The organism is Streptomyces sp. NPDC102406, from assembly GCF_044765725.1.
Lineage (GTDB): Bacteria > Actinomycetota > Actinomycetes > Streptomycetales > Streptomycetaceae > Streptomyces.
In genome coordinates, this window is the sequence record NZ_JBIWKP010000004.1 from 242511 (window position 1) to 265708 (window position 23198).

Consider the following 23198-nt stretch of genomic DNA (forward strand, 5'->3'; position numbering starts at 1 on the left):
GTGAATGAGAACGAGTTCTACTGTTGATCGCCGTACAAGTCGATGCATACCAATAGGTAACGAGCACGGGTTTCCCACCGATGCGCCATGACCCCGGCCCGGTTCAGGGCTTGCGGGCCACCACGGCGTAGATCCCGCTGTCCTCGGGCTTCGGCGCGGCCTCGTCGCGGTACCACTCGGACGCCGTGACCAGACCCGGCTCCACCGGCTCCAGCCCTTCCAGGAACCGGGCCACGCCCGCGCGGTCGCGGAAGCCGAGCGTGATGCCGCCCTTCGCGTACTCGGCGGTGACCTGGTCCGACAGCTCGGGGAAGATGTCGGACGAGGCGTGCGAGAGGACGAGGTAGCTGCCGGAGGGCAGTGCGGAGACCAGCGTGGAGACGAGGTCGTACGGGTTCTGCTCGTCGGAGATGAAGTGCATGAGCGCGATCAGCGAGAGCGCGATCGGGCGGTCGAAGTCGAGGACGGTACGGGCGTGCTCCAGGATCGTCCGCGGCTCACGGACGTCGGCCTGGATGTAGTCGGTCGTACCCTCGGGCGTGCTGACGAGCAGCGCCTCCGCGTGCCGGAGCACGATGGGGTCGTTGTCCGTGTAGACGACCTTCGCGGCGGGGACGACGCGCTGCACGATCTGGTGCAGGTTCGGCGCGGTCGGGATGCCGGTGCCGATGTCGAGGAACTGGTCGACGCCCTGCGTCGCGAGCCAGGCGGAGGCCCGCTGCATGAACTCCCGGTTCTGCCGCGCCCCCTCGCGCGCCTCGGGCGGGAGCTGCGCGCCGACGGCCTCGTCGACCGGGTAGTTGTCCTTCCCGCCGAGGAGCCAGTCGTAGACCCGCGCGGGGTGCGCCTGGCTGGTGTCGATTCTGGGCCGGGGGGCGGGTGCCGTCATGGGGGGCTCCATGGTCGCGAGGGGCGGGGTGTCGGATGACCTTGGTCTCAGTCTGCCATGCCAACTCCCGGCACCGACCAGGGCGTTGGGCGTGCACGGGGGGTACGGGTCCGACAGCGGACGGTGGCGTCGGCCGCGCCGTGCGGCGGCCCCGACGTGCCGTGGTCGCCGGGCGCCCGTACGGTTACCGGGCGCGCCCGGTGCGCGTGGATCCGTACATCGCAGGAGGGAGCCGCCGTGCGCGACTGGCGAAACGAACTGGGCCTGGAGGAGCACGGCGAGGGCGGCTGGTTCCGGCGCGTCTACACCGGTCCGCGGGAGATGGCGACGCCGCACGGCCCGCGCCCCTCGGCCACGTCGATCTACTACCTGCTCGACGCGGCCCACCCCAGCGGCCTGCTGCACCGCAATCGCAGCGACATCCTGCACTTCCTCATCGACGGCGGCCCGCTGGAGTACGTCACGGTCGACCCCGCGGGGACGCTGTCGCGCACCGTGCTGGGCGCCGACGCCGAACGGTTCCTGCTGGTGCCCGGCTCCTGGTGGAAGGCGTCGCGGCTGGTCGGCGGCGCCGGTCACGGCCTGGTGGCGGAGGTCGTCACGCCCGGGTTCGACTACGCGGACCACGAGTTCGCCCCGCCTTCGGTGCTGGCGCAGTTCCCGCATCTCGCCGAGGAGTTGCGGGAGTTCGTGCGCACGTAGGAGCGGGCCGGAACGTCAGTTCAGGGTGCGGATCGGGCTGCCCGCCAGATACGCCTCGATGTCCTCGACCGCGCCCTGGAAGTAGCCGTCGTAGTTGCGGCGGGTCACATACCCCAGGTGGGGCAGGGCGAGGAAGTTCGGCGCCGTGCGCAGCGGGTCGTCCAGGGGCAGCGGCTCGGTCTCGAACACGTCGCTGCCGGCTCCGGCGATCCAGCCCTCGCACAGCGCCCGCAGCAGCGCCTCCTGGTCGACGATCGCGGCGCGCGAGGTATTGACGAGGTAGGCGTCGCGGCGCATCCGCCGCAGTTCCCCGGCGCCGACGAGGCCGCGGGTCCGCTCGCTCAGTACGAGGTGCACGGAGACGAAGTCGCTGGTCTCGAACAGTTCCTCCTTGGACCCGGCGAGCGCGACCCCGGCCTCGGCGGCGCGTTTCGGGGTCAGGTTCTGGCTCCAGGCGGCGACGTCCATGCCGAAGGCGGCGCCGACCCTGGCGACGCGGGTGCCGATCTTGCCGAGGCCGAGCAGACCGAGGCGGCGGCCGTGCAGGTCGGCGCCGAGGGTCGACTGCCAGGGGCCACCGGAGCGCAGGTTCCCGTTCTCGGTGACGATGCCGCGGGCGAGCCCCAGGATGAGGGCCCAGGTCAGCTCGGCGGGCGGCTCGGAGCTGCTCGGGGTGCCGCAGACGGTGACGCCGCCGGCGGTCGCCGCGGCCAGGTCGATCGACGCGTTGCGCATCCCCGAGGTGATCAGCAGCCGCAGCTTGGGCAGGCGCGCGAACAACTCGGCGGGGAACGGGGTGCGTTCCCGCATCACGACGACGATCTCGCAGTCGCCGAGCTCGGCGACGAGGTCGTCGTGCGCGGTGAGGTGGCGGTGCAGGAAGCGGACGTCGACCCGGTGGGTGAGGCGCGCCCAGTCGGCTCGCTCACGGGCCACGTCCTGAAAGTCGTCGAGTACGGCACAACGCAGCATGGTCATCAACACTCCCCGGATCGATCTTGTCCGCCCACCTTAGCCATCGACCGCCGAAAGGTTTTCGGAGAACTTCCGGAGACAGCGGCGCCGCAGAGTAGGAATGCGGAGCTCCCCGGTCAAGAACGAGCGCCAATCTGTCCACAAATTGCGCCTCCTCTGCGGGCGGCGGGCCTTTTTCGCCCAGCTCACCGAGATACCGGAAAGTTTCGGAGCTGAAACGGAAACTTCTTCTGCGTGAGGTATTGACGATCCACCGTCAAAACCTCAATCATCCCTGTCTGAGGAACCGGCGAGAGGTCCGCGACGCCGCCCGGCCGTCCCCTCCTCGCACTTCGGTCCTTCCGTGACTTCTACCTTGGAGGCACAGCCATGGGCTCGTACGCCCTTCCCAGATCCGTCGTCCGCCGGAAGATCCGCGGCCTGCTGCTGGCGCTGGCCGCCGGCATCCTCGGCGCGGTCGCCGCGCTGGCCGCGCCGGCGTCCGCACACGCCGCCGAGAGCACGCTCGGCGCCGCGGCGGCGCAGAGCGGCCGCTACTTCGGCACCGCCATCGCCTCGGGCAGGCTCGGCGACTCCGCGTACACGTCCATCGCGGGCCGTGAATTCAACATGGTGACGCCCGAGAACGAGATGAAGATCGACGCCACCGAACCGCAGCGCGGCCAGTTCAACTTCTCCGGCGGCGACCGCGTCTACAACTGGGCGGTGCAGAACGGCAAGAAGGTGCGCGGCCACACCCTGGCCTGGCACTCCCAGCAGCCCGGCTGGATGCAGAGCCTCAGCGGCGGCGCGCTGCGCCAGGCGATGATCGACCACATCAACGGCGTGATGGCCCACTACAAGGGCAAGATCGCGCAGTGGGACGTCGTGAACGAGGCCTTCGCGGACGGCGGTTCGGGCGCCCGGCGCGACTCCAACCTGCAACGCACCGGCAACGACTGGATCGAGGTCGCCTTCCGCACCGCGCGCGCCGCCGACCCGGCCGCCAAGCTCTGCTACAACGACTACAACGTCGAGGACTGGACCTGGGCCAAGACGCAGGCGATGTACGCCATGGTCAAGGACTTCAAGCAGCGCGGTGTGCCGATCGACTGCGTCGGCTTCCAGTCGCACTTCAACAGCGGAAGCCCCTACAACAGCAACTTCCGCACCACCCTGCAGAACTTCGCCGCCCTCGGCGTCGACGTGGCCATCACCGAACTCGACATCCAGGGCGCCTCGCCGACGACGTACGCGAACGTGACCAACGACTGCCTGGCCGTCTCGCGCTGCCTCGGCATCACCGTCTGGGGTGTGCGCGACACCGACTCCTGGCGCTCGGGGGACACGCCGCTGCTGTTCAACGGTGACGGCAGCAAGAAGCCCGCGTACACCTCCGTCCTCAACGCGCTCAACGGAGGCACCTCCACTCCCCCGGCGGACGGCGGGCAGATCAAGGGCGTCGGTTCGGGCCGCTGCCTCGACGTGCCGGGCACCGGCAGCGCCGACGGCACCCAGATCCAGCTCTGGGACTGCAACAACGGCACCAACCAGCAGTGGACGTACACCGCCGCCGGTGAACTCAGGGTCTACGGGAACAAGTGCCTGGACGCCGCCGGTACGGGCAACGGCGCCAAGGTGCAGATCTACAGTTGCTGGGGCGCCGACAACCAGAAGTGGCGCCTCAACTCCGACGGTTCCGTGGTCGGCGTCCAGTCCGGCCTCTGCCTCGACGCCGTCGGGAACGGCACCGCCAACGGCACCCAGATCCAGCTCTACTCCTGCTCGAACGGCAGCAACCAGCGCTGGACCCGCACCTGAGAAGAGCCACCTGACGCACCCCGGGTCGCCGTCCTCGTGGCGGCGGCCCTCGCGCGCTCCCGGCCGGTCCAGGTGTGTCGTATCCCTTGACGGGTCTTCCGCCTCTCCCTTAAATCAACTCTTGAAGTTAACGCACCACGTGCACCTTCCTCGTCTTCACTTTCTGGCGCGCCCGAGACAGGCGCGATCCCCCTACCCGAAGTGACGTGATCTCTCATGCGCATACCCCTCCGCCGCAGGCTGCCCCTGGCGACGGCCGCCCTCCTCTGTCTGGGCGCCGGCCTGGTGCCCGCGGCCCACGCCGCCGACACGGACACGAACGGCCGCGCCGCGGCTGCCGCGATCACCTTCTCCGACGAGTTCGACGGGCCCGCGGGCGCGGCGGCCGACGGGTCGAAGTGGCAGATCGAGACCGGCGACAACGTCAACAACCACGAGCGGCAGTACTACACGTCCGGCGCGAAGAACGCGGCGCTCGACGGCCAGGGCCACCTGGTGATCACCGCCCGCAAGGAGAACCCCGGCAACTACCAGTGCTGGTACGGGAGTTGTCAGTACACCTCGGCACGGCTGAACACGGCGGGCAAGTTCACGACGACGCACGGACACGTCGAGGCGCGGATGAAGATTCCGCGCGGGCAGGGCATGTGGCCGGCGTTCTGGATGCTCGGCGACGACCTCGGTTCGGTCGGCTGGCCCAACTCCGGTGAGATCGACATCATGGAGAACGTCGGCTTCGAGCCGTCGACGGTGCACGGCACGATCCACGGACCCGGGTACTCGGGCTCCGGGGGTATCGGCGCGGGCTACTCGCTGCCCGGCGGGCAGGCGTTCGCGGACGCCTTCCACACGTTCGCGGTGGACTGGTCGCCGAACTCCATCAAGTGGTCGGTGGACGGCACGGTCTATCAGACGCGCACGCCCGCGGATCTCGGCGGCAACCGCTGGGTGTTCGAGAAGCCGTTCTTCATCATTCTGAACCTGGCCGTCGGCGGTTACTGGCCCGGCGACCCGGACGGCAACACGCGGTTCCCGCAGCAACTGGTCGTGGACTACGTGCGGGTGTCCAACTAGACCCGGTTCGCGTGGTGAGTGAGGCCCTGCCGCCGAGCGGGCAGGGCCTCGGGGCCCGTCAGGCCGACGCGCGGCACTCCGGGTGGCCCCAGCCGTCGGGGTTCTTGGCGATCTCCTCGCCCGCGGCGTACGAGCGACCGCAGCGGCAGCGGCCGGGGAACTTCGCCTTCAGGGTGCGCGAGGCGGAACCGGAGGCCTGCGCGGAGCCGGACGTCCGCTTCCTGGCGGATCCGGCGCGGGTGGAGCCGCCCGAGGACGCCGAGGGCCGCGCGGACTTGCTCGACGCGGGCGACGGCGGCGGCACGGGCGAGCCGAGGGCGCTGCCCGCGTCCTCCTGCTGGATCGCGGCCTGGCTGGCGGCGCGGTCGGCGAAGTCGTTGAGCGGATCGCCGTCGACCTGGTGCGCGGGCACGTACGTGAACTCGACCTCGCGGCCTTCGAGCAGCGCGTCGATCCGGGCGACCAGCTCCTGGTTGGCGACGGGCTTGCCGGACGCGGTCTTCCAGCCCTTGCGCTTCCAGCCGGGCAGCCAGGTCGTGACCGCCTTCATGGCGTACTGGGAGTCCATCCGGACCTCCAGCGCCACATCGGCGGCGATGGTGCTCAACAGCCTTTCCAGCGCGGTGAGTTCGGCGACGTTGTTGGTCGCCGTGCCCAGCGCGCCGGCCTCCCACTGGACGGGGCGCTCGTCGCTGTCGGCGACGACCCATGCCCAGCCCGCGGGCCCGGGGTTTCCTTTCGACGCGCCGTCACACGCGGCGATCACACGTTCTGCCATGCCTCGATCATGCCAGGGTCCGCGCCCGATCGAGGATTGCTGACGTGTCCACGCCCAATGGAAGCGTACCGAAGGCCACTCCCCAGTCGCGGTCGAGCCGTGAGGCGCAGAAGGCGTCGGCGACGGCAGGGGCCCCGTGGCGTACGAGGAGCGAGCCCTGGAGGACGAGCGCCAGTGTCTCGACGAGGCGGCGGGCCCGGAACTGGAGGGCGCCCGGGTCACCGCCGAGTCCGGCCAGGTCCTTGCGCAGCCGGGCCACGGCCTCGTCGAGCCGCCGGTCGGCGCCGCTCGCCCGCTCGACCTCCTCGAAGTACGCCTCCACAGTGGCGGGCTGCCGGGCCATGGCGCGCAGCACGTCGAGCGCGGCCACGTTGCCCGAGCCCTCCCAGATCGAGGGCAGGGGCGCCTCCCGGTACAGGCGCGGCATGCCGGAGTCCTCGACATAGCCGTTGCCGCCGAGGCATTCCAGGGCTTCGGCGGCGTGCGCGGGGGCCCGCTTGCACACCCAGTACTTGGTGACGGCGAGGCCGATGCGGCGCAGCGGGTCCTCGGAGTCGTCACCGCGCGCGGACCGGTCGACGGCGCCCGCGAGGCGCAGGGCGGCGACGGTGGCGGCCTCGGCCTCGACGGCGAGGTCGGCGAGGACGTTGGTCATCAGCGGCTGGTCGATGAGGCGGGCGCCGAAGGCGCTGCGGTGGGTGGCGTGGTGGACGGCCTGGACGAGGCCCTGGCGCATGCCGGACGCGGAGCTGACGGCGCAGTCGAGGCGGGTCATGTTGACCATCTTGATGATGGTGGCGACGCCCCGGCCCTCCTCGCCGACGAGCGTGCCGAGCGCGCCCTCGTACTCGATCTCGGAGGAGGCGTTGGACCGGTTGCCGAGCTTGTCCTTGAGGCGCTGGAGGCGGATCGCGTTGCGGGTGCCGTCGGGCAGGACGCGCGGCACCAGGAAGCAGGAGAGGCCGCCGGGCGCCTGGGCGAGGGTGAGGAAGACGTCGGACATGGGCGCGGACGTGAACCACTTGTGGCCGGTCAGCGCGTACTGCCCCTCCTCCCCCGTCGGCACGGCGCGGGTGGTGCCGGCGCGGACGTCGGAGCCGCCCTGCTTCTCCGTCATCGACATCCCGGCGATGAGGCCGCGCTTGCCGGTGGGCTCGCGCAGCCCGAAGTCGTAGACGCCGGAGGTGAGCAGCGGCTCGTAGACGGCGGCCAGGCGCGGTGTGGTGCGCAGCGCGGGGACGGCCGCGTAGGTCATGGAGACCGGGCAGAGGTGGCCGGGGTCGGCCTGTCCCCATACGTAGATCTTGGCGGCGCGGGCGACGTGGGCGCCGGGCCGGTCGTCGGCCCAGGGCGCGGCGTGCAGGCCGCGCTCGACGGCGACGGTCATCAGGGCGTGCCAGTACGGGTGGAACTCGACCTCGTCGACGCGGTGGCCGTAGCGGTCGTGGGTGTGCAGGACGGGATGGTTCCGCTCCGCCAGCCGCCCCCACTCCTGGACCTGCGCGGAACCGGCGAGGGTACCCAGGTCGTGCAGGTCGGGTTCGGCCCAGGCGGCGCCCTCGCGGCGCAGGCTCTCCAGGAGCGCCGGATCGGCGGCTGCGTCGTGGCCGGTCAGCGGCGGTACCTGGTTGGTGACTTCATGCGTGGTCGGCATCGACGGCTCCCAAGGTTCCGAGGGCTCGCAGGGTGAAGGTGAGCAGGGCGGGGACGGCGTCGGGTCCCCGGTCCGGGTCGGACAGCGGTCCGATGAGCGCCTCGGCGCCCGCCCCGACCAGCGCGGCGGCCGTCACCTGCGCGTCTTGTGCCGGGAGTTGCCCCGCGCGTACGCCGTCGGCGATGTGCTCGGCGAACACGTCGCGGAAGGCGCGCCGGAAGACGAGGCGTTCGGCGTCCACCGCCGGGTCGACCGGTTCGGCGAGCAGGGCGTACGCGAGGCGCGGCGCTTTCAGGGCGCGGCGCGCGAAGGTCTCGACGACGGCGACGACCCGCTCTGCGGGCGACCCCGCGGGTCTGGCCGCCGCCTCCCGTACGGCGGCCACCTCGCGGGTGACGACGCGCCGGAACAGTTCGACGGACAGCTCGGCCTTGCTCGGGAAGTGCCGGTAGACGCTGCCGGTGGCGATGCCCGCGCGCGCGGCGACCGCGGACATGGAGCAGCCCGCGTAACCGTGCTCGGCGAGCAGGGCGGTGGCCGCGTCGAGGACGGTGGTGCGCTGGGCGTCGATGCGGGCCTGCACGGCAGGTGTTCGTCGGTAGGGCACACAAGGAGTGAAGCACTGATTCATTGCTTCAACAAGGGGTGGGCGGATACCCCGGCCCGGCGAAGGGGCGGCCGGTTCAGTCGGTCAAGTCGATCCGGATCGTGAGCAGTTGCGTACCGAGGGCGCGGACGGCCGCGCTGTTGTAGCGCGGCAGGGTCCGCAGGCGGGCGCGGGGGTCGTCGTCGGGGAGCAGGTGTGCGGTGCCGGTGTGCCAGCGGCCCCGGAGCCGGACCCGGACCCTCGGATCGGCCTGGATGTTGCGCACGTACTGCGAGGCGAGGCCGAACTCGGAGACGAGCCAGAACGAGTCGCCGACGCGCCGACCGCCGACCGGGGTGCGGCGGGCCCGGCCCGAGACGCGGCCGGTGGTCTCGACGAGGACCTGCCCGGGCAGCCGTACCGACAGCGGATTGGCGACCCGGCGCTGGAACGTCGTGACGATGCGGTGTCTGGTCTCCTGGGCACGCGACATGCCCGCACTTTAGGGCCTGTCCCAGCCGGGGGTCAGCCCCAGGCCGAATCGACCGGGTCACCCGATGGTGCCGGGCTCCCCGGTCCGGAATCGTCACTCCCCTCAGCAGGCACACGACATGAGCACGGCCTCGACAGGGCGTGGACGGGGAGAAGATGACGGTGCGACAGAAGCACTTCCGAACGGTGACGGCGACGACCGCGGCGCTCGTGACACTGGCGCTCGCGGGCGCGGCGGCGCCCGGATCCGCCGCGGGGACGGCCGGGCGGCCGTCGGTCGAGGGCGTCTGGCGGGTGACCGGCTACGGCACGGTCCTGTCGGTGACCCACGGGCGGCTGCGGGAGTACCAGACGACAGCGGCCGGCTGCATGGAGGGCGACACCGCACGCCGCACGGGGCCGGGCACGTACACGGACAGCGAGGGATCGGTCTTCACCCTGCGACCGCGGGGCACCCTCCAGGTGGCGGGCTCACCCGGACACCGGGAACTGCGCCGGATCGCGGCACTGCCGAAGGACTGCCGCCGTCCGCTGCCCGACAGCCCGGTGGCGGCGTTCGACGTCTTCTGGCAGTCCTTCGAGGAGAACTACCCGTTCTTCGCCGCCAAGGGCATCGACTGGCACGCCGTACGCGACACCTACCGGCCCAGGATCGACGCCGGAACGACGCGGGACGAGCTGTTCGCCGTCCTCAGCGAGATGGTCGCGCCGCTGTACGACGCGCATGTCGCGGTCCTCGATGGCGACCGCCGCTTCGCACAGGTCCGGCCCGGCACCACCATGCCCGGGGCCGAGCTGGACGCCAAGGTCACGGAGTACGTGGTCCGGCGCGACCTCGGCGGCAAGGAGCTGCGCGAGTTCGCCGGCGGGCGGATCGGCTACGCGGATCTGCCGAACGGGCAGGGGTACCTGCGTATCTCCGCGTTCGCGGGCTACGCCGGGCAGGAGCGCTCGTACGACGTCCATGTCAAGGAGCTCGACAAGGCGCTGGACACGGTCCTCACCGCACGGCGGGCGGGTTCCCTCAAGGGGCTGGTCATCGATCTGCGGGTCAACGGCGGCGGCTACGACTCGCTCGGTCTGCACATCGCCGAACGCCTCACGGACACCTCGTACACGGCGTACCGCAAGCGCACCCGATACACCCGTCCGCAGCCGATCACGGTGGAGCCCGCGCGGGGTGTGCCGCGCTACACGGGCCCGATCGCCCTGCTGACGGGCGGTTCGACGATCAGCGCGGGCGAGACGTTCACCCAGGCGCTCATCGACCGGCCCGGCAGGACGATCCGCGTCGGGGAGGCCACCCAGGGCGTCTTCTCCGACACGATGGACCGCAGGCTGCCCAACGGCATGGAGGTCCTGCTGCCCAACGAGGAGTTCCTGACCCGCTCCGGGCAGACCTTCGACGGCACCGGGATCCCGCCGCACGTGCGCACCCCGGTCTTCACCGACGAGGAGTTCGCGAAGAACCGTGACACGGCGTTCGACGCGGCGGTCGCGGCGCTCGCCCGCGGCTGACGGCACCCGGGCAGCGGAAAGCCCCGGCCGTGACGGGGGATCACGGCCGGGGCGGCCCGAGGTGAGCACGGATGGCGGTCGCCTCTCGGCGGGGGGCTCCGCAGGGCTTCAGCCGAACGATCTTCCCTGCGGGCGATAGGTGAGGCCCGGGGACACTGTTCCATCCGTGCCCACGGTGGGTTCAACGGGCGCCGGGCCGAAGTTGTTCCCGGGCGTCCGGGGGTGGGGCGTGAGGTGCGCCACGGCCGGTGCGGACCGGCCCGCGCCCCGCCGCTCACAGGGCCGTAGGGTGCCGTGGTGATCTCCGCCCCGCTCTCCCGGACCCTGCGTCGCCTGTCCGCCCTGTGCCTCGTCCTCGGCCTCGCCGTCCCGCTGTCCGCCTGCTCGTCGCCTCCGTCCGCCGAGGACCGGCCACCGCGCGTCGAGCGCCCCACGGCGGACATGGACTTCGACTACCAGATCGGCGGTGCCTACGGACCGCCGTCCGGGGTGCGCGCCCTCGCCCGCGACCGGAGCGCGCGACCGGCCCGCGGGCGCTACAACGTCTGCTACGTCAACGCCTTCCAGGCCCAGCCCGACGCGCTGCGCTGGTGGCGGAGCCACCACCCCGACCTGCTGCTGCGCGACGGGGACGGCGACCTGGTGATCGACGAGGACTGGGACGAGGCGCTCCTGGACCTGTCCACGGCGGACAAGCGGGTACGGCTGGCGAAGATCGTCGGGGCGTGGATCGACGGCTGCGCGGACGACGGCTACCAGGCCGTCGAGCCCGACAACCTCGACTCCTACGAACGCTCCGACGGCCTGCTGAAGCCCGCCGACGCGGTCGCCTTCGCGCGACTGCTCGCCCGCCGCGCGCACACCGCGGGGCTCGCCGTCGGCCAGAAGAACACGGCCGAGCTGCTGCCGGAGCATGCCGCGGTGGGCTTCGACTTCGCGGTGGCGGAGGAGTGCGCCCGCTACGACGAGTGCGGGGCCTACGCGTCCGCGTACGACGACCGGGTCTTCGTCATCGAGTACCGCGCCGCCGACTTCACCCGGGCCTGCCGGGCGTGGGGCGCGCGGCTGTCGATCGTGCTGCGGGACCTGGACGTGCGTCCGGCGGGGTCCGAGGGGTATGTGCGGAAGGCCTGTTGACGGGCGCCGCGGCGAGCGCGTCCAGGCGGCGCTGGATCGCCTCCAGCGCGCCGGGGCGCCGTCCCGGGACCTGGCGGCGCAGGGCCGTGAGGGCGGTGGCCTGGGACCTGGCCCTGACCGGGTCCTCGACCTGCTCCCACTGGTGGTGGGCCCGGTCGACGGCCGCCTCCACGTCCTCGTCGGCCGGTGCTTCGCCGCGGGCGAGCCGGGCCTGGGCGACCGCCGTCCACAACTCGCAACTGCGGGGCGGGTCCTGGGCCAGCCGCGCCAGGTCCGCCCGCACCTCCAGCCAGTGGATGGCCTGGGCCGACCCGGCCCCGTGCGCGCGCAGCGCCTCGCTCTCCCACAGGGCGGCGATGGCGGCGGCCTCCCCGTGCCGCCCCGCCTGCGCGGCCGCGAGCAGCACGACGTGCGGGTCCTCACCCTGCGCCGGGGGCCGGGGGGCTGATCGCGGGGGCTCCGGAGGGAGGGGGCCGGGCCGGGCGGGAGCGGGAACGACGGGCACCGGGGCAGCCGGGGCCTGAGCCGCCCGGACGACCGCGGCAGCGGGGGGCGGGGATTGCGCGGGCACCGTCCGCGCGGGCGCGGCCTGGGACAGGAACAGCGCGCCCTGGGGGCCCGAGCGGGCGGCTGCTGTCTCGTGGAGATGGGCCTGGGTGGGCCGTTCACCGGTGCGCCAGATGTCGGCGTAGGTCTTGAGGTAGGCAGGGGTCATTACGGTGCGCCGGGGCGGGGGCGGGCTCACCCGGCCGTAGAGGCCGGTGCCGTGCCCGAGGCCGAGGCCGCCGGCGCGGACGTGGTGCCAGGCGGCGGCGTCGGTGACCAGGTCGACGACGACGGTGGTGGTGTGCGGGCGGCGCAGGGCGAGTTCGCCGGTCAGCCAGTGCCAGGGCAGGGCCGTGTAGCGCAGCGTGGAGGGGGTGGTGCGGGCCAGCGCGAGGTGCAGCAGGCGCTGGCGGTGGTCGAGGTGGAGCTGGCCCGTGACGTACAGGTGCAGCGGTCCGGGCAGCGCGGCGACCGTGCGGAGACGGGTGAGGACGGCCTGCGGGTCGAGCGGGTCGGCGAGTTCGACGACGGTGGCCGTCGCCGTGCCGGTGAGCGCGCCGGGCGGGACCGCCGCGAGCGACGGGAGCACGGACGCCGCGTCGATGAGGCACCCCTTGCCCGCGGGTGCCGCCGCGAGCAGCAGCGCCGTCCCCGGCTCGCTGGGGTGTGCCTCGTAATTGCCTTGCGGGTTGATCACCCCAGCACCGTAACCGGAATCCGTCATGGCCCGCGCCCCGCCTCGGCACTCGGTCCCGGGTCGGCGCGCAGCGCGGCGCCGAGCCGGTCGTGGGCCGCGCCCATGGTGGGGGGCGCGGCGGGGTCGACGGCGGCGGCGAATCGCCCGTAGCGGTCCACGGCCCGGTCGGTGGTGCGGGCGAGGAGCGTGCGCAGGCGCCGCCTGAAGTCGGCGCTGTTCCGCGTGCGTTGGGCGTCGGCGTGCGCGGTGACGAACGCGTCGAGGGCGGGACCCGGCCCCGGGGTGCGGCCCGCGGCCACGGCGGCGGCCCCCGACTCGTGGGCCACGCCCAGGCCTTCGTACAGGGCGACCGGGTCGCAGCCCGGGTCACGGGCGGGCGGCGCGGGCGCCGCGGCGGTGCGGGCCAGGGCGTGCAGACGGGCGTAGGCGAGGAGCGGGCCCGGGGCCGGGTCGGGCGCCGGGGTGCGGACGGCGGCGTCGACGATGGCCGCGGCGAGCGGTCTCGGCAGGCGGCGCGACGGCGGTCTGCGCCGCCAGGACCGGGCGAGTTCGGTGGTGGTCGGCGGCAGCGGCGCGGCGGCGAGCACGGCGAGCCGGTCGGCGCGCTCGGCCGAGGCGCCGGACTCCTCGACCAGCCGCAGCGCGCTCTCACGCCGGCGCAGTGCGGCCGGTTCGCCCTTGACGGCCGTGAGGCGGCGGGCGACGGCGACGCGCAGCGCGTCCTCCTCCTTCACGGCGCGCTCGATGTCGGGCACCGGCACGTCGAGTGCGCGCAGCCCGCGGATCGTGCGGAGCCGGTGCAGCGCCTCGTCGCCGAAGCGGCGGTGCCCGCCGGGGGTGCGCGGGCGCCGCGGCAGCAGGCCCCGGTCCGCGTGGAAGCGGACCGTCTTCACGCTCGTACCGGCCCGCTCGGCGAGCTCTCCGATGCCCATGTCACCCGGTTCGTCGTGCGGCGTCACGCTTGAACCTCCCTCCGGGGGCGTTCCTACGGTACGGCCGTTCCACACGTATCGAAGGAGAAGGGGCACGCTCATGGCGGCTTTCGTGCTGGTGTCGGGGGGTTGCACGGCGGGCCGGATCTGGCGGGACGTCGCGGCGGCTCTGACGGGTCTGGGCGACCGGCGTCATCTGGCGTCGGCCACCACGGACCTGGACGCGCACATCGAGGATCTGGTGCAGCTCGTCGATCACGTCGCGGAGCCCGATGTGGTCCTGGTCGGGCACTGCTACGGCATCCATCCGGCGCTGGGCGCCGCGTCGCGCCGGCCGGAGCGGGTCCCCCGGCTCGTCTGCCTCGACGCGGGGCCGCCCGGCGACGGGGACAGCACCATGGACCTGGTGACCGAGGACGTACGCGGATATCTCCTGGAGCGGGCGCGCACCGAGGGCGAGGGGGTGCGCGCGCCGCCGCCCGCGCCGGCGAAGACACGGGTGTGGGGGGGATCTCCAGGACCTCGGGCCCGCCGAGCGGGAGGGGTTGTCGGGGTTCGCGGCACCGATGCCGCTGGGGGTGCCGGCGCGGCCGACCGTCGGTTGCTTCGAGCTGGCGACGGGGCACTGGCCGATGCTGTCCGCTCCGCTCGATGTGGCGAGGGTGCTGGTGCGGGCCGCCGCGGACGAGGGCGAGCGGCTGTCCCCCGCCGCGCCGCCGGCCGGCTGAGGGTGCGGAGTCGTCCGCGGGGTACGAAGCTGAGGGGCATGGACGGACGTGACGGATACCCCTCAGTGGTCGTGCACGCGGCGCAGCCCGGCGGGCGGCGGGTCGCCATCCACGGCGAGGACGCGGGCCTCGCGACCTCGCGGGCGGACGTGGTGGAGTTCCTGCGCCGCGCCGGCCTCGACGACGCGCCGCTCGACGATCCGGACTTCATCGAGTGGCGCGGCGGCGGCAGCGCGGTCTGGCCCACCCGCGTCGACACTCCGGACGACGGGATCTAGCTGATCAATACACCTGGGGCTACCGGTATCCGGTGACGTCCGCCGGCTTGCCCGGGTCCTGGACCTCGACGAGGTAGCGCCACGCGTCGGGCCTGCTGCCGTCGAGGTCCGTGAAGCCGTAGACCTGGGCGAGGCCGCCGCTGGAGAGGGATTCCCCGTTGTGGCGGCGGACGTCCGGGTCCGCGGCGAGCGCGGCGACCGCACGGCCGACGTAGCGCGGGGACTCGGAGATGGCGAAGTGCGGTTCGGCCGCGACGGCGTCGCGCCAGGTGTCCTCGGTGACGCCGAAGTGGTCGAGCATGATCTCGGAGCGCATCCAGCCGGGCGTGAGGGCCACGGCGGTGGCGCCGCGCGGGCCGAGTTCGTGGCCGAGGGCGAACGCCATCCGCAGCACGGAGCTCTTGGCCAGGTCGTAGAAGAAGGAGGTGCGGTAGTGGGCGCGGTTGTACTCGGCCGTGCCGTCCGTCATCTCGACGACCAGGCCGCCCGGCCGGCGCAGCAGGAGCGGCAGCGCGAAATGGCTGGTGATGGCGTGTGTCTCGACGGCGAGGCGGTGCAGCCTGAGGCCCTTGTCGAGGTCGTGCTCCCAGACGGGGGCGGACCAGGAGAAGAGGAGTTCACCGCCCCAGATGTTGTTGACCAGGACGTCGAGGCGGCCTTGTTCGGCGTCGACGCGCTCGACGAGGGCGCGGACCTGGTCGGGTTCCAGGTGGTCGGCGGGGACGGCGATGCCGTGTCCGCCCGCCGCCGTGACCATCTCCGCGGTGTCCTCGATGGTCTCGGCGCGGTCGTACTCGGAGCGCTGGGCCCGCGTCGTGCGGCCGGTCACGTAGACCGTGGCGCCCGCCGCGCCGAGTTCCACGGCGATGCCGCGGCCCGCGCCGCGGGTGGCGCCCGCGACGAGTGCGACCTTTCCGTCGAGCGGCGCCGGGCTGTCCTGGCGGTCCTGTGGTTGCGCGTGGGTCACGTGTGTCTCCCGAGTCTCGGCGCTGTCCGCCGCCTCGTCAGCGGCTTCTTGGTCAAGCGTCGTCAAGCGTCTCGGTAAATCCCGACATCTTCTGTCGGGATTGCGTGACCGTGTCGGCGGGGCCGTTCCCGGCGGCCCCGCCGGCCCCCGGCCTCTCAGGCGGCGCGCCGCGCCCGGGCCCCGTGGCGGCGCACGAGGTCCGCGTAGCGGTGGCCGCTGCCCTTGATGGTGCGCGTCTGCGTCGCGTAGTCGACGTGGACGAGGCCGAAGCGCTTGTCGTAGCCGTACGCCCACTCGAAGTTGTCGAGCAGCGACCACGCGAAGTACCCGGCGAGCGGGGCGCCCTTGCGGACCGCGCGGGCGCACGCCGCGATGTGGTTCACGAGGTACTCCTCGCGCTCCGGGTCGTCCACGGCGCCGTCGGGGCGTACGACGTCGGGGAAGGCGGAGCCGTTCTCGGTGACGTAGAGCTTGCGGGCGCCGTACTCGTGGGTGAGGCGCAGCAGCAGCGTCTCGATGCCGTCCGCGTCGATCTCCCAGTCCATGCCGGTGCGCGGCAGGCCGAGCCGGCGTACGGCCTGCGCGTAGGGGGCGGGCCCCGCGGGGTGGTCGGCGATCGTGGACGGGAAGTAGTAGTTGAGGCCCAGCCAGTCGAGGGGTTCGGCGATCGTCTTCAGGTCGCCCGGCTGTTCGGGGAGTTCGACGCCGTACACCTCGACCATGTCGGCGGGGAAGCCGCGGCCGTGCACCGGGTCGAGCCACCAGCGGTTGGAGTGGCCGTCCATGCGGCGGGCCGCGGCGACGTCCTCGGGCCGGTCGGTGGCGGGTTCGACCTGGGCGAGGTTGTTGACGATGCCGATCTCGGCGCCGGGCACGGCCGCGCGGATCGCCTGGGTGGCCAGGCCGTGGCCGAGCAGCAGGTGGTACGAGGCCTGGACGGCGGCGGTCAGGTCGGTCCAGCCGGGCGCCATCCGGCCTTCGAGGTGACCGATCCACGCGGAGCAGAGCGGTTCGTTGAGCGGCGTCCAGTGCTTCACGCGGTCGCCGAGCCGCTCCGCGACGACGGCGGCGTAGGCGGCGAAGTGCTCGGCGGTCTCGCGGGCGGGCCAGCCGCCCCGGTCCTGGAGCGTCTGCGGCAGGTCCCAGTGATAGAGGGTGACCGACGGGGTGATGCCCTCGGCGAGCAGCGCGTCGATGACCTCGTCGTAGAAGTCGAGGCCCTTGGCGTTGACCGGGCCGTCGCCGCCGGGCACGACGCGCGGCCAGGCGACGGACAGGCGGTAGGCGTTGGTGCCCAGTTGCCGCATGAGGCCGATGTCCTCGCGCCAGCGGTGGTAGTGGTCGCAGGCGATGTCGCCGTGGTCGTCGTTGTCGACTTTGCCGGGGGTGTGCGAGAACGTGTCCCAGATCGAGGGCGAGCGGCCGTCCTCGCTGACGGCACCTTCGATCTGGTACGCCGACGTGGCCGTGCCCCACAGGAAGTCGTGCGGGAAGGCGGCGAGGTCAAGGGGGTCGGACACAGGGTTCCTTTCACAAGGGCGTGCGCTGGTACGGGCGTCGGTCACTTGACGGCGCCGGCGGTCAGTCCGGTGACGAGGTAGCGCTGGAGCAGCAGGAAGCCGGCGACGACGGGCACGCTGACGACCAGGGAGGCGGCCATGATCTGGTTCCAGTACACGTCGTTGAGGTTGGCGTAGGCGCCGAGGCCGACGGAGAGGGTGCGGGTCGTGTCGTTGGTCATGACGGAGGCGAACAGCACTTCGCCCCAGGCCGTCATGAACGAGTAGACGGCGACCGCGACGATGCCGGGGATCGCGGCCGGCACGATGATGCGGAACAGGGCGCCGAGGGGGCCGCAGCCGTCGACGAGGGCGGCCTCGTCGAGGTCGCGCGGCACCGACTCGAAGTACCCGATCAGCATCCAGATCGAGAACGGCAGCGTGAACGTCATGTAGGTGAGGATCAGTCCGCCGCGCGAGCCGAACAGGGCGATGCCGGTGGCGTTGCCGATGTTGACGTAGAGGAGGAACAGCGGCAGCAGGAAGAGGATGCCGGGCAGCATCTGCGTCGACAGGACGGTCACCGTGAAGACGCGCTTGCCGCGGAAGCGGTAGCGGCTGACCGCGTAGGCGGCGAACACCGCGATGACGACCGAGCAGACCGTCGCCGTGCCCGCCACGATCAGCGAGTTGGTGAAGTACCGGGCGAGCGGGACGGTCGACCAGATGTCGATGTACGGCCGGATCGTCAGCCCGCTGGGGATCCAGTGGAACTCGCCCTGCACGTCTTCGAGCGGCTTGAGCGAGCTGGAGACCATGACGAAGACGGGCAGCAGCACGAAGCCGGTGAGCAGCGTCAGGAAGATCCGCCGGGACCAGACGAAGGAGCGGGGCGCGGCCGTCGGCGAGCGGTGCGGGGCGCCGGTCGCGGCCCGGGCGACGTGGGTGTCAGACATCGGCGGTCTTCCTTCCCCGTGAGGTGAGCGCCAGGTACACGCCGGTCACGACGAGCAGGAACAGCAGGAGCAGGACGGACATGGCGGAGCCGCTGCCGAAGTTCCAGGTGACGAACGACGACTGGTAGATGTGGACCGAGATCAGGTCCGCGGCCTTCGGCGCCGCCTTGCCGAACATCACGTACGGCGTGTTGAAGTCGTTGAACGTCCACAGGAACAGGACGAGGACGAGGACCTGGTTGACGGGGCGCAGTGAGGGCAGGGTGATGCGGCGTAGTTGCTGCCACAGGCCGGCGCCGTCGAGGGAGGCGGCCTCGTACATCTCCTTGGGGATGTTCTGGAGTCCCGCCATCACGATGAGGAAGGCGAACGGCCAGCCCTTCCACACGGAGACGGTGAGGAGCGCGTAGAAGCTGTTGTCGCCGATGAGCCAGAACGAGGGCTTGTCGGTGACGCCGAGTTGGTCGTGCAGGACGTGGTTCACCAGGCCGTTGTCGTGCTGGAACATGAAGACCCAGGTGATCACGGCGGCGTAGACGGGCAGCGCGTACGGGATGAGGAACACGGCGCGCAGGATGCCTCGGCCCTTGAACGTCTCCTGCATGTAGATCGCCGCCGCCGTGCCGATCGCCCAGCACAGGCCGACGGACAGGACGGTGAACAGGACGGTCACGAAGAAGGAGTGGAGCAGGGCCTGGCCGACGGGGGCGTCGAAGTCGACGGCCACCTCGAAGTTGTCGAGGCCGGTCCGGGGGGCGGTGGTCCAGTCGCGGATGTAGAACTGGGTCAGCTCGCGGAAGCTCATCACGATGCCGATGACCATCGGCACGAGGTGCACGAGGAGTTCGAGGGCCAGGGCCGGCAGGAGCAGCAGGTACGGCAGGCCGATGCGGCGGATCCGCCCGGGGCGGCGGTTCTTGCCGCGCGCCGCTCCGGGGGTCTTCTCGCCGACGGCCCGCCCCTCCCCCGCCTCGGCGGGGGTGGTGGCGGTCGTGGTCATGAGGGTCTCCGGACTCACTTCGTCGGCATCGACTGCTGGGCCTTGGTCAGCGCGGCCTTCACGGAGTCCGTGGTGACCGGCTTGCCGGCGGCGGCGTCCGCGAACAGTTCCTTCACGGCCGTGCCGACGGCGGTCTCGAACTGCGACTCGTCCGCGACCTGCGGCAGCGGGGCCGCGCTCTTGGCGAGGGTGTCCTTGACGACGGACGTGGAGGGTGTGTCGAAGGCCGCGTCACCCTGGGCGGCCTTGACCGGCGGGACCGAGCCGTAGGCCTTGTTGAGGATCTTCGACTCCTCGTCGCTCGTCATGAACTTCACGAACTTCGTGGCGCCGTCGAGGTTCTTGGTGTTCTTGAACACGGCGATGTTGATGCCGGCGACCATGGAGTTGATGTTGCGGCCCTGGCCGGGGGCGCCGGACTGGACGGGTGCGGGCACGACGCCCCACTCGTCGTCCTTCATGCCCTGGGAGGCGAAGGTGGAGGCGGCGGCCTGCCACAGCACCATCGCGGTCTTGCCCTTGGAGAAGTCGCTCAGGGACTGGTTCTGCGCGTACTCGGCGTTGCCCGGCGCGATGATCTTGTCCTTGGCCATCAGGTCGACGTACTGCTTGACGGCCGCGACGGCGCCGTCGGAGGTGAAGTCCGGCTTGCCGTCGGCGGTGAACCAGTCGGCGCCGTGCTGCTTGGCGAGGACGAAGACCTGGTGGATGTTGTTGGACAGGTTGGAGCCCTCGGCCGCCAGTCCCCACTTGCCGTTCTTGGAGATCTTCTTGCCGTCGGCGACGATCTCGTCCCAGGTGGTCGGGGGCTTCGGTATCCCCGCGTCCTTGAACATCTTCTTGTTGTAGAAGAGCGCGTACGACAGCGAGTACAGCGGCACCGCGGCGGGGTCCTTGCCCTGGACGCCGGCCGATTCGACGGCGGAGGCGACGAACCGGTCCTTGCCGCCGATCTTCTCGAAGTTCTTCGCGTCCCAGGGCAGCAGTGCGCCGCTGGCCTGGAGCGAGGCGCTCCAGGAGTTGCCGATGTTGAGGATGTCGGGGCCCTGGCCGGAGGTGGTGGCGGTGAGGATCCGGTTGAGCAGGTCCGTCCACGGGACGACCTCGAGCTTGACCTTGATCCCGGTCTGCTGCTCGAACTTGTCGAGTTCGGGCTGGAGGACCTTCTTGTCGACCGAGATGCTGGGGCCCTGGTTGGAGGCCCAGTACGTGAGGGTCTTCGGGGAGGCGTCGGACCCGCCCCCCGAGGACGAGCCGCCGCCGCAGGCGGTCGCGGCGAGGGCGAGCGAGAGGGTGGCGGCGCCGACGGCTGCGGCTCGGATTCTGCTCATGGCTCCAGGTGTCCCTTATCCGGAGGAACCCCGACGCGTTCAGGTAATGAACGCCCTCAGGGCTTAATTTAGGCTGTGAGTTAAGCCGCACAGGAAGAGGGCGTCAAGGGCTCGCGCACGGGTATCTTGCGCGGGTCGGGGGTTGTTGGCGTCTTGTCGACGCAGGGAGAGGGAGATCATGGCCGGGCGGAACGGGCGTACGGTGCACGACCTGCGGCGCGAGAATCGCGCGGCCCTATTGCAACAGTTGTATTTCGACGGTCCGCTGAGCCGGTACGAGCTGGGCCCGGCGACCGGCCTGAGTTCAGGTTCCGTCAGCAATGTGGTGGCGGAGCTGGCCGCCGAGGGTCTTGTGGAGGAGGCGGGCAGCGTCGAGTCCGACGGCGGACGGCCCCGCACGCTGCTGCGGATCGCGCCGGACTGCGGCCTGCTGATCGGGGTGGACGTCGGCGAGAACCTGGTCCGCGTCGAGCTGTTCGACCTGGTCCTCACCGAACTCGCCCGGGTGGAAAGGCCCTTGGCCGTGCGGGACCGCTACGACGTCGATCTCGTGGTGCGGCACATCCGCGACGGCGTCGCCGATGTCCTGGCGGCGGCGGACGCGGACCCCGGGCACCTGCTCGGGGTGGGCGTCGGCGTCCCCGGCATCGTGGCCCGGGAGCCGGAGCGCGGCGCCGTGGTGCACGGCCAGACGATCGGCTGGCGGGCGGTTCCCCTGGAGCAGTTGCTGCGCGAGGGCTCCCAACTCCCCTCTTCCGTGCCGTACTTCATCGACAACGGCGCCAAGACGCTCGGTCAGGCCGAGATGTGGTTCGGGGCCGGGCGCGGGGCCGGCAGCGCGGTCGTGGTGCTGTTCGGCTCGGGCGTCGGGGCCTGCGTGGTCGCCGAGGAGGGCGCCGAGGGGCGGGCCGTCGAATGGGGCCACCTGACGGTGCGGGTGCGGGGGCGGCGCTGCCGGTGCGGGGCGCTGGGCTGCCTGGAGGCGTACGCGGGAGCGCAGGCGCTCGTCGAGCGGTGGCGGGAGGCGGGCGGGTCCCCGAGCGGCGACGGCGGCGAGGAGGCGGCGCTGACCGAACTCCTGGAGACCGCCTACGGGCAAGGCCGCCCGGACGCCTCCGAGCGGGAACGGGCGCTGGCGCTCTCGGTCCTGGCGGAGACCGCCGAGTACCTGGGGGCGGGCCTGTCCGACCTGATCAACCTCTTCCAGCCGGAGCGCGTCCTGATCGGCGGCTGGGCGGGGCTGCGGCTCGGACCCCGCTTCCTGGAGTCGGTGCGCCGGCACATCGGCACGTACGCGCTCGACTATCCGGTGGGCCGGGTCGGTGTGGAGCTGGGCCGCCTCGGCCCCGACGCGGTGACGGTCGGCGCCGCCACCCTGCCGCTCGCGGGGTTCTTCGCCCGGGGCGGTCGCCGGGCCGAACCGGCCCCGGCGCAGGAACTCCCGGGTTGGCGGCGGGCGTTGGTGGCACGGCGGGGCGTACGGGGACGGGTCCCTGCCGTGGAAGGTCAGGCGTCGGGCCAGTAGCCGCGGGCGGAACGTGCTTCCATGAGGCCGTGCGAAAGATCACCACTGCCGCCGAACCGCTGGTCAGGGCGCGCGACACCGACGACCTCGACGCGTGCGCCACCGTCCTCGGCGCGGTGCACGCGGCGGACGGCTACCCCGTCAACTGGCCGTCCGACCCCGCCGGTTGGCTCACCGGCGACCGGCACGCCGCGGCCTGGGTCGCGCAGTGGGGCGGGCGGGTCGTCGGGCACGTGATGCTGGTGCCACCGGGCGCGGGCGATGTGGCGCCGACCGTGCTCCCGGGCTCGGTGGACACCGAGGTGGCGGTCGTCAGCAGGCTGTTCGTCGACCCCGCGGCCCGGGGGCACAGGATCGGGGCGGCGCTGCTCGACCGGGCCGTGCGGGAGGCACGGCGGCGCGGCGCGCGTGCCGTCCTCGACGTCGTCGCGACGGACAGCGCGGCCGTCGCCCTGTACGAACGGCTCGGCTGGGAATGCCTGGGCGCGACGCGACAACGCTGGGGGCCTGGCGAGTTGGTGGACGTACGGTGTTACGCGGCGCCGCCGTCGTGACGACGGCGCCGCCTTTCGACCGGTCCCGCACGAAGGAGCCTTGATGACGCAGGCCGCGCCCGCCCGTTCGGCGAAGCAGCGCAAGCAGGACACTCTCGCCCGGCTGGAGACGGACGTCGACGCGTGGGTGGCGACGGCCGGGGCCGAGGGCGGGCAGCCGTATCTGATGCCGCTGTCGTTCCTGTGGCAGGACGGGCATGTCCATGTGTCGACCCGTGCCACGAATCCGCTCGCCCGCAATCTCCTCGCGACCGGGCGGGTGCAGCTCACCCTCGGGGAGACCCGGGACGTCGTGCGGATCGTGGGCGAGGCCGAGGTGGTGCCGGACGCGGAGGCCACGACCGCGTTCTGCGACACGTTCGCGGCGAAGTGCGGGTTCGACCCGCGTGACTCCGCCGGCCCGTACCCGTACTTCCGTATCCGCCCGCTGCTCGTCCAGGCCTGGCGCGAGGTGAACGAGATCGCCGACCGGGACCTGATGCGCGACGGGGAATGGCTCGTCGAGGACTGACAACCGACCGCGCACGAGGCACACGCGCGTGTGCCCCTCGCCGCGCGGGCGGCGAGGGGCACGGGGGTG

The 23198-nt window shown here is 72.1% G+C and carries 22 protein-coding genes and 1 pseudogene; 10 read left to right on the plus strand and 13 right to left on the minus strand.

What is annotated here, in order from left to right; all coding sequences use genetic code 11:
* Positions 1 to 103: 103 nt before the first annotated feature.
* Positions 104 to 889: an SAM-dependent methyltransferase gene (locus tag ACIRF8_RS19140; RefSeq protein WP_404216343.1), complete on the minus strand. Its 786-nt coding sequence runs from the start codon at positions 887 to 889 to the stop codon at positions 104 to 106.
* 237 nt (positions 890 to 1126) lie between these two features.
* Here ACIRF8_RS19140 and ACIRF8_RS19145 point away from each other — a divergent pair, with 237 nt between their 5' ends.
* Positions 1127 to 1591 carry a cupin domain-containing protein gene (locus tag ACIRF8_RS19145; RefSeq protein WP_404216345.1) on the plus strand — a complete coding sequence of 155 codons (465 nt, stop codon included), beginning with the start codon at positions 1127 to 1129 and terminating at the stop codon, positions 1589 to 1591.
* Between the two features lie 15 nt (positions 1592 to 1606).
* Here the strand turns inward: ACIRF8_RS19145 and ACIRF8_RS19150 are convergent, their stop codons facing one another.
* On the minus strand, positions 1607 to 2569 hold the full coding sequence (locus tag ACIRF8_RS19150) for a D-2-hydroxyacid dehydrogenase family protein (RefSeq protein WP_404216347.1): 963 nt from the start codon (positions 2567 to 2569) through the stop codon (positions 1607 to 1609).
* Between the two features lie 366 nt (positions 2570 to 2935).
* On the opposite strand from ACIRF8_RS19150, the gene ACIRF8_RS19155 reads away from it, so the two are divergent.
* Both ACIRF8_RS19155 and ACIRF8_RS19160 read left to right on the plus strand, forming a co-directional pair.
* A complete protein-coding gene (locus ACIRF8_RS19155) occupies positions 2936 to 4366 on the plus strand; it encodes an endo-1,4-beta-xylanase (RefSeq protein WP_404216349.1) in 1431 nt (476 codons plus the stop codon).
* Between the two features lie 216 nt (positions 4367 to 4582).
* Positions 4583 to 5437 (plus strand): annotated as a pseudogene (locus ACIRF8_RS19160) (family 16 glycosylhydrolase); the annotation flags it as partial.
* A 61-nt stretch (positions 5438 to 5498) separates the two neighbouring features.
* Here ACIRF8_RS19160 and ACIRF8_RS19165 read toward each other — a convergent pair.
* The 4 genes from ACIRF8_RS19165 to ACIRF8_RS19180 form a co-directional block, all read right to left on the minus strand.
* Positions 5499 to 6218 (minus strand): ribonuclease H, encoded by a 720-nt coding sequence (locus ACIRF8_RS19165; RefSeq protein WP_404216351.1) that lies wholly within the window; start codon positions 6216 to 6218, stop codon positions 5499 to 5501.
* A gap of 7 nt (positions 6219 to 6225) precedes the next feature.
* A complete protein-coding gene (locus tag ACIRF8_RS19170; protein WP_404216353.1) occupies positions 6226 to 7872 on the minus strand; it encodes an acyl-CoA dehydrogenase family protein in 1647 nt (548 codons plus the stop codon).
* Positions 7856 to 8479, minus strand: coding sequence for a TetR family transcriptional regulator (locus ACIRF8_RS19175; protein ID WP_404216355.1), 624 nt, complete (start codon positions 8477 to 8479; stop codon positions 7856 to 7858). The genes ACIRF8_RS19170 and ACIRF8_RS19175 overlap by 17 nt, the downstream gene beginning before the upstream one ends.
* Positions 8480 to 8555: 76 nt before the next feature.
* Complete coding sequence (locus ACIRF8_RS19180) at positions 8556 to 8951, minus strand: nitroreductase/quinone reductase family protein (protein ID WP_404216356.1); 396 nt, start codon at positions 8949 to 8951, stop codon at positions 8556 to 8558.
* 185 nt (positions 8952 to 9136) lie between these two features.
* On the opposite strand from ACIRF8_RS19180, the gene ACIRF8_RS19185 reads away from it, so the two are divergent.
* Together ACIRF8_RS19185 and ACIRF8_RS19190 are read left to right on the plus strand one after the other, a co-directional pair.
* The gene (locus ACIRF8_RS19185) at positions 9137 to 10468 is read left to right on the plus strand and encodes a S41 family peptidase (protein WP_404216946.1); all 1332 of its coding nucleotides are present in this window, start codon (positions 9137 to 9139) and stop codon (positions 10466 to 10468) included.
* A 300-nt stretch (positions 10469 to 10768) separates the two neighbouring features.
* Positions 10769 to 11605 carry an endo alpha-1,4 polygalactosaminidase gene (locus ACIRF8_RS19190; RefSeq protein WP_404216947.1) on the plus strand — a complete coding sequence of 279 codons (837 nt, stop codon included), beginning with the start codon at positions 10769 to 10771 and terminating at the stop codon, positions 11603 to 11605.
* Here the strand turns inward: ACIRF8_RS19190 and ACIRF8_RS19195 are convergent.
* On the minus strand, positions 11502 to 12848 hold the full coding sequence (locus ACIRF8_RS19195; protein WP_404216358.1) for a hypothetical protein: 1347 nt from the start codon (positions 12846 to 12848) through the stop codon (positions 11502 to 11504). The two genes, ACIRF8_RS19190 and ACIRF8_RS19195, sit on opposite strands and share 104 nt — an antisense overlap.
* A 23-nt stretch (positions 12849 to 12871) precedes the next feature.
* Entirely contained in the window at positions 12872 to 13807 is a 936-nt protein-coding gene (locus tag ACIRF8_RS19200; protein ID WP_404216360.1) for a MerR family transcriptional regulator, read from the minus strand.
* A gap of 539 nt (positions 13808 to 14346) precedes the next feature.
* Here ACIRF8_RS19200 and ACIRF8_RS19205 point away from each other — a divergent pair.
* Both ACIRF8_RS19205 and ACIRF8_RS19210 read left to right on the plus strand, forming a co-directional pair.
* Positions 14347 to 14508, plus strand: coding sequence for a hypothetical protein (locus ACIRF8_RS19205; RefSeq protein ID WP_404216362.1), 162 nt, complete (start codon positions 14347 to 14349; stop codon positions 14506 to 14508).
* Positions 14509 to 14546: 38 nt separating this feature from the next.
* The gene (locus ACIRF8_RS19210) at positions 14547 to 14786 is read left to right on the plus strand and encodes a hypothetical protein (protein ID WP_404216364.1); all 240 of its coding nucleotides are present in this window, start codon (positions 14547 to 14549) and stop codon (positions 14784 to 14786) included.
* 19 nt (positions 14787 to 14805) lie between these two features.
* Here ACIRF8_RS19210 and ACIRF8_RS19215 read toward each other — a convergent pair whose 3' ends face one another.
* From ACIRF8_RS19215 to ACIRF8_RS19235, 5 genes are all read right to left on the minus strand, one after another.
* A complete protein-coding gene (locus ACIRF8_RS19215) occupies positions 14806 to 15753 on the minus strand; it encodes an SDR family oxidoreductase (RefSeq protein ID WP_404216366.1) in 948 nt (315 codons plus the stop codon).
* 155 nt (positions 15754 to 15908) lie between these two features.
* Positions 15909 to 17273: a GH1 family beta-glucosidase gene (locus ACIRF8_RS19220; protein ID WP_404216368.1), complete on the minus strand. Its 1365-nt coding sequence runs from the start codon at positions 17271 to 17273 to the stop codon at positions 15909 to 15911.
* A 41-nt stretch (positions 17274 to 17314) separates the two neighbouring features.
* The gene (locus ACIRF8_RS19225; protein WP_404216370.1) at positions 17315 to 18208 is read right to left on the minus strand and encodes a carbohydrate ABC transporter permease; all 894 of its coding nucleotides are present in this window, start codon (positions 18206 to 18208) and stop codon (positions 17315 to 17317) included.
* Positions 18201 to 19208 carry a carbohydrate ABC transporter permease gene (locus ACIRF8_RS19230; RefSeq protein ID WP_404216372.1) on the minus strand — a complete coding sequence of 336 codons (1008 nt, stop codon included), beginning with the start codon at positions 19206 to 19208 and terminating at the stop codon, positions 18201 to 18203. Before ACIRF8_RS19230 ends, ACIRF8_RS19225 begins: the two co-directional genes overlap by 8 nt.
* Positions 19209 to 19222: 14 nt before the next feature.
* Complete coding sequence (locus tag ACIRF8_RS19235; protein ID WP_404216374.1) at positions 19223 to 20539, minus strand: ABC transporter substrate-binding protein; 1317 nt, start codon at positions 20537 to 20539, stop codon at positions 19223 to 19225.
* Positions 20540 to 20717: 178 nt separating this feature from the next.
* Here ACIRF8_RS19235 and ACIRF8_RS19240 point away from each other — a divergent pair, with 178 nt between their 5' ends.
* Genes ACIRF8_RS19240 through ACIRF8_RS19250 form a run of 3 tightly spaced genes read left to right on the plus strand, consistent with a single transcriptional unit; the run spans position 20718 to position 23129 of the window.
* Complete coding sequence (locus tag ACIRF8_RS19240) at positions 20718 to 22064, plus strand: ROK family protein (RefSeq protein WP_404216376.1); 1347 nt, start codon at positions 20718 to 20720, stop codon at positions 22062 to 22064.
* Positions 22065 to 22093: 29 nt separating this feature from the next.
* On the plus strand, positions 22094 to 22618 hold the full coding sequence (locus tag ACIRF8_RS19245; RefSeq protein ID WP_404216378.1) for a GNAT family N-acetyltransferase: 525 nt from the start codon (positions 22094 to 22096) through the stop codon (positions 22616 to 22618).
* 43 nt (positions 22619 to 22661) lie between these two features.
* Complete coding sequence (locus ACIRF8_RS19250) at positions 22662 to 23129, plus strand: pyridoxamine 5'-phosphate oxidase family protein (protein ID WP_404216380.1); 468 nt, start codon at positions 22662 to 22664, stop codon at positions 23127 to 23129.
* Positions 23130 to 23198 lie beyond the last annotated feature (69 nt).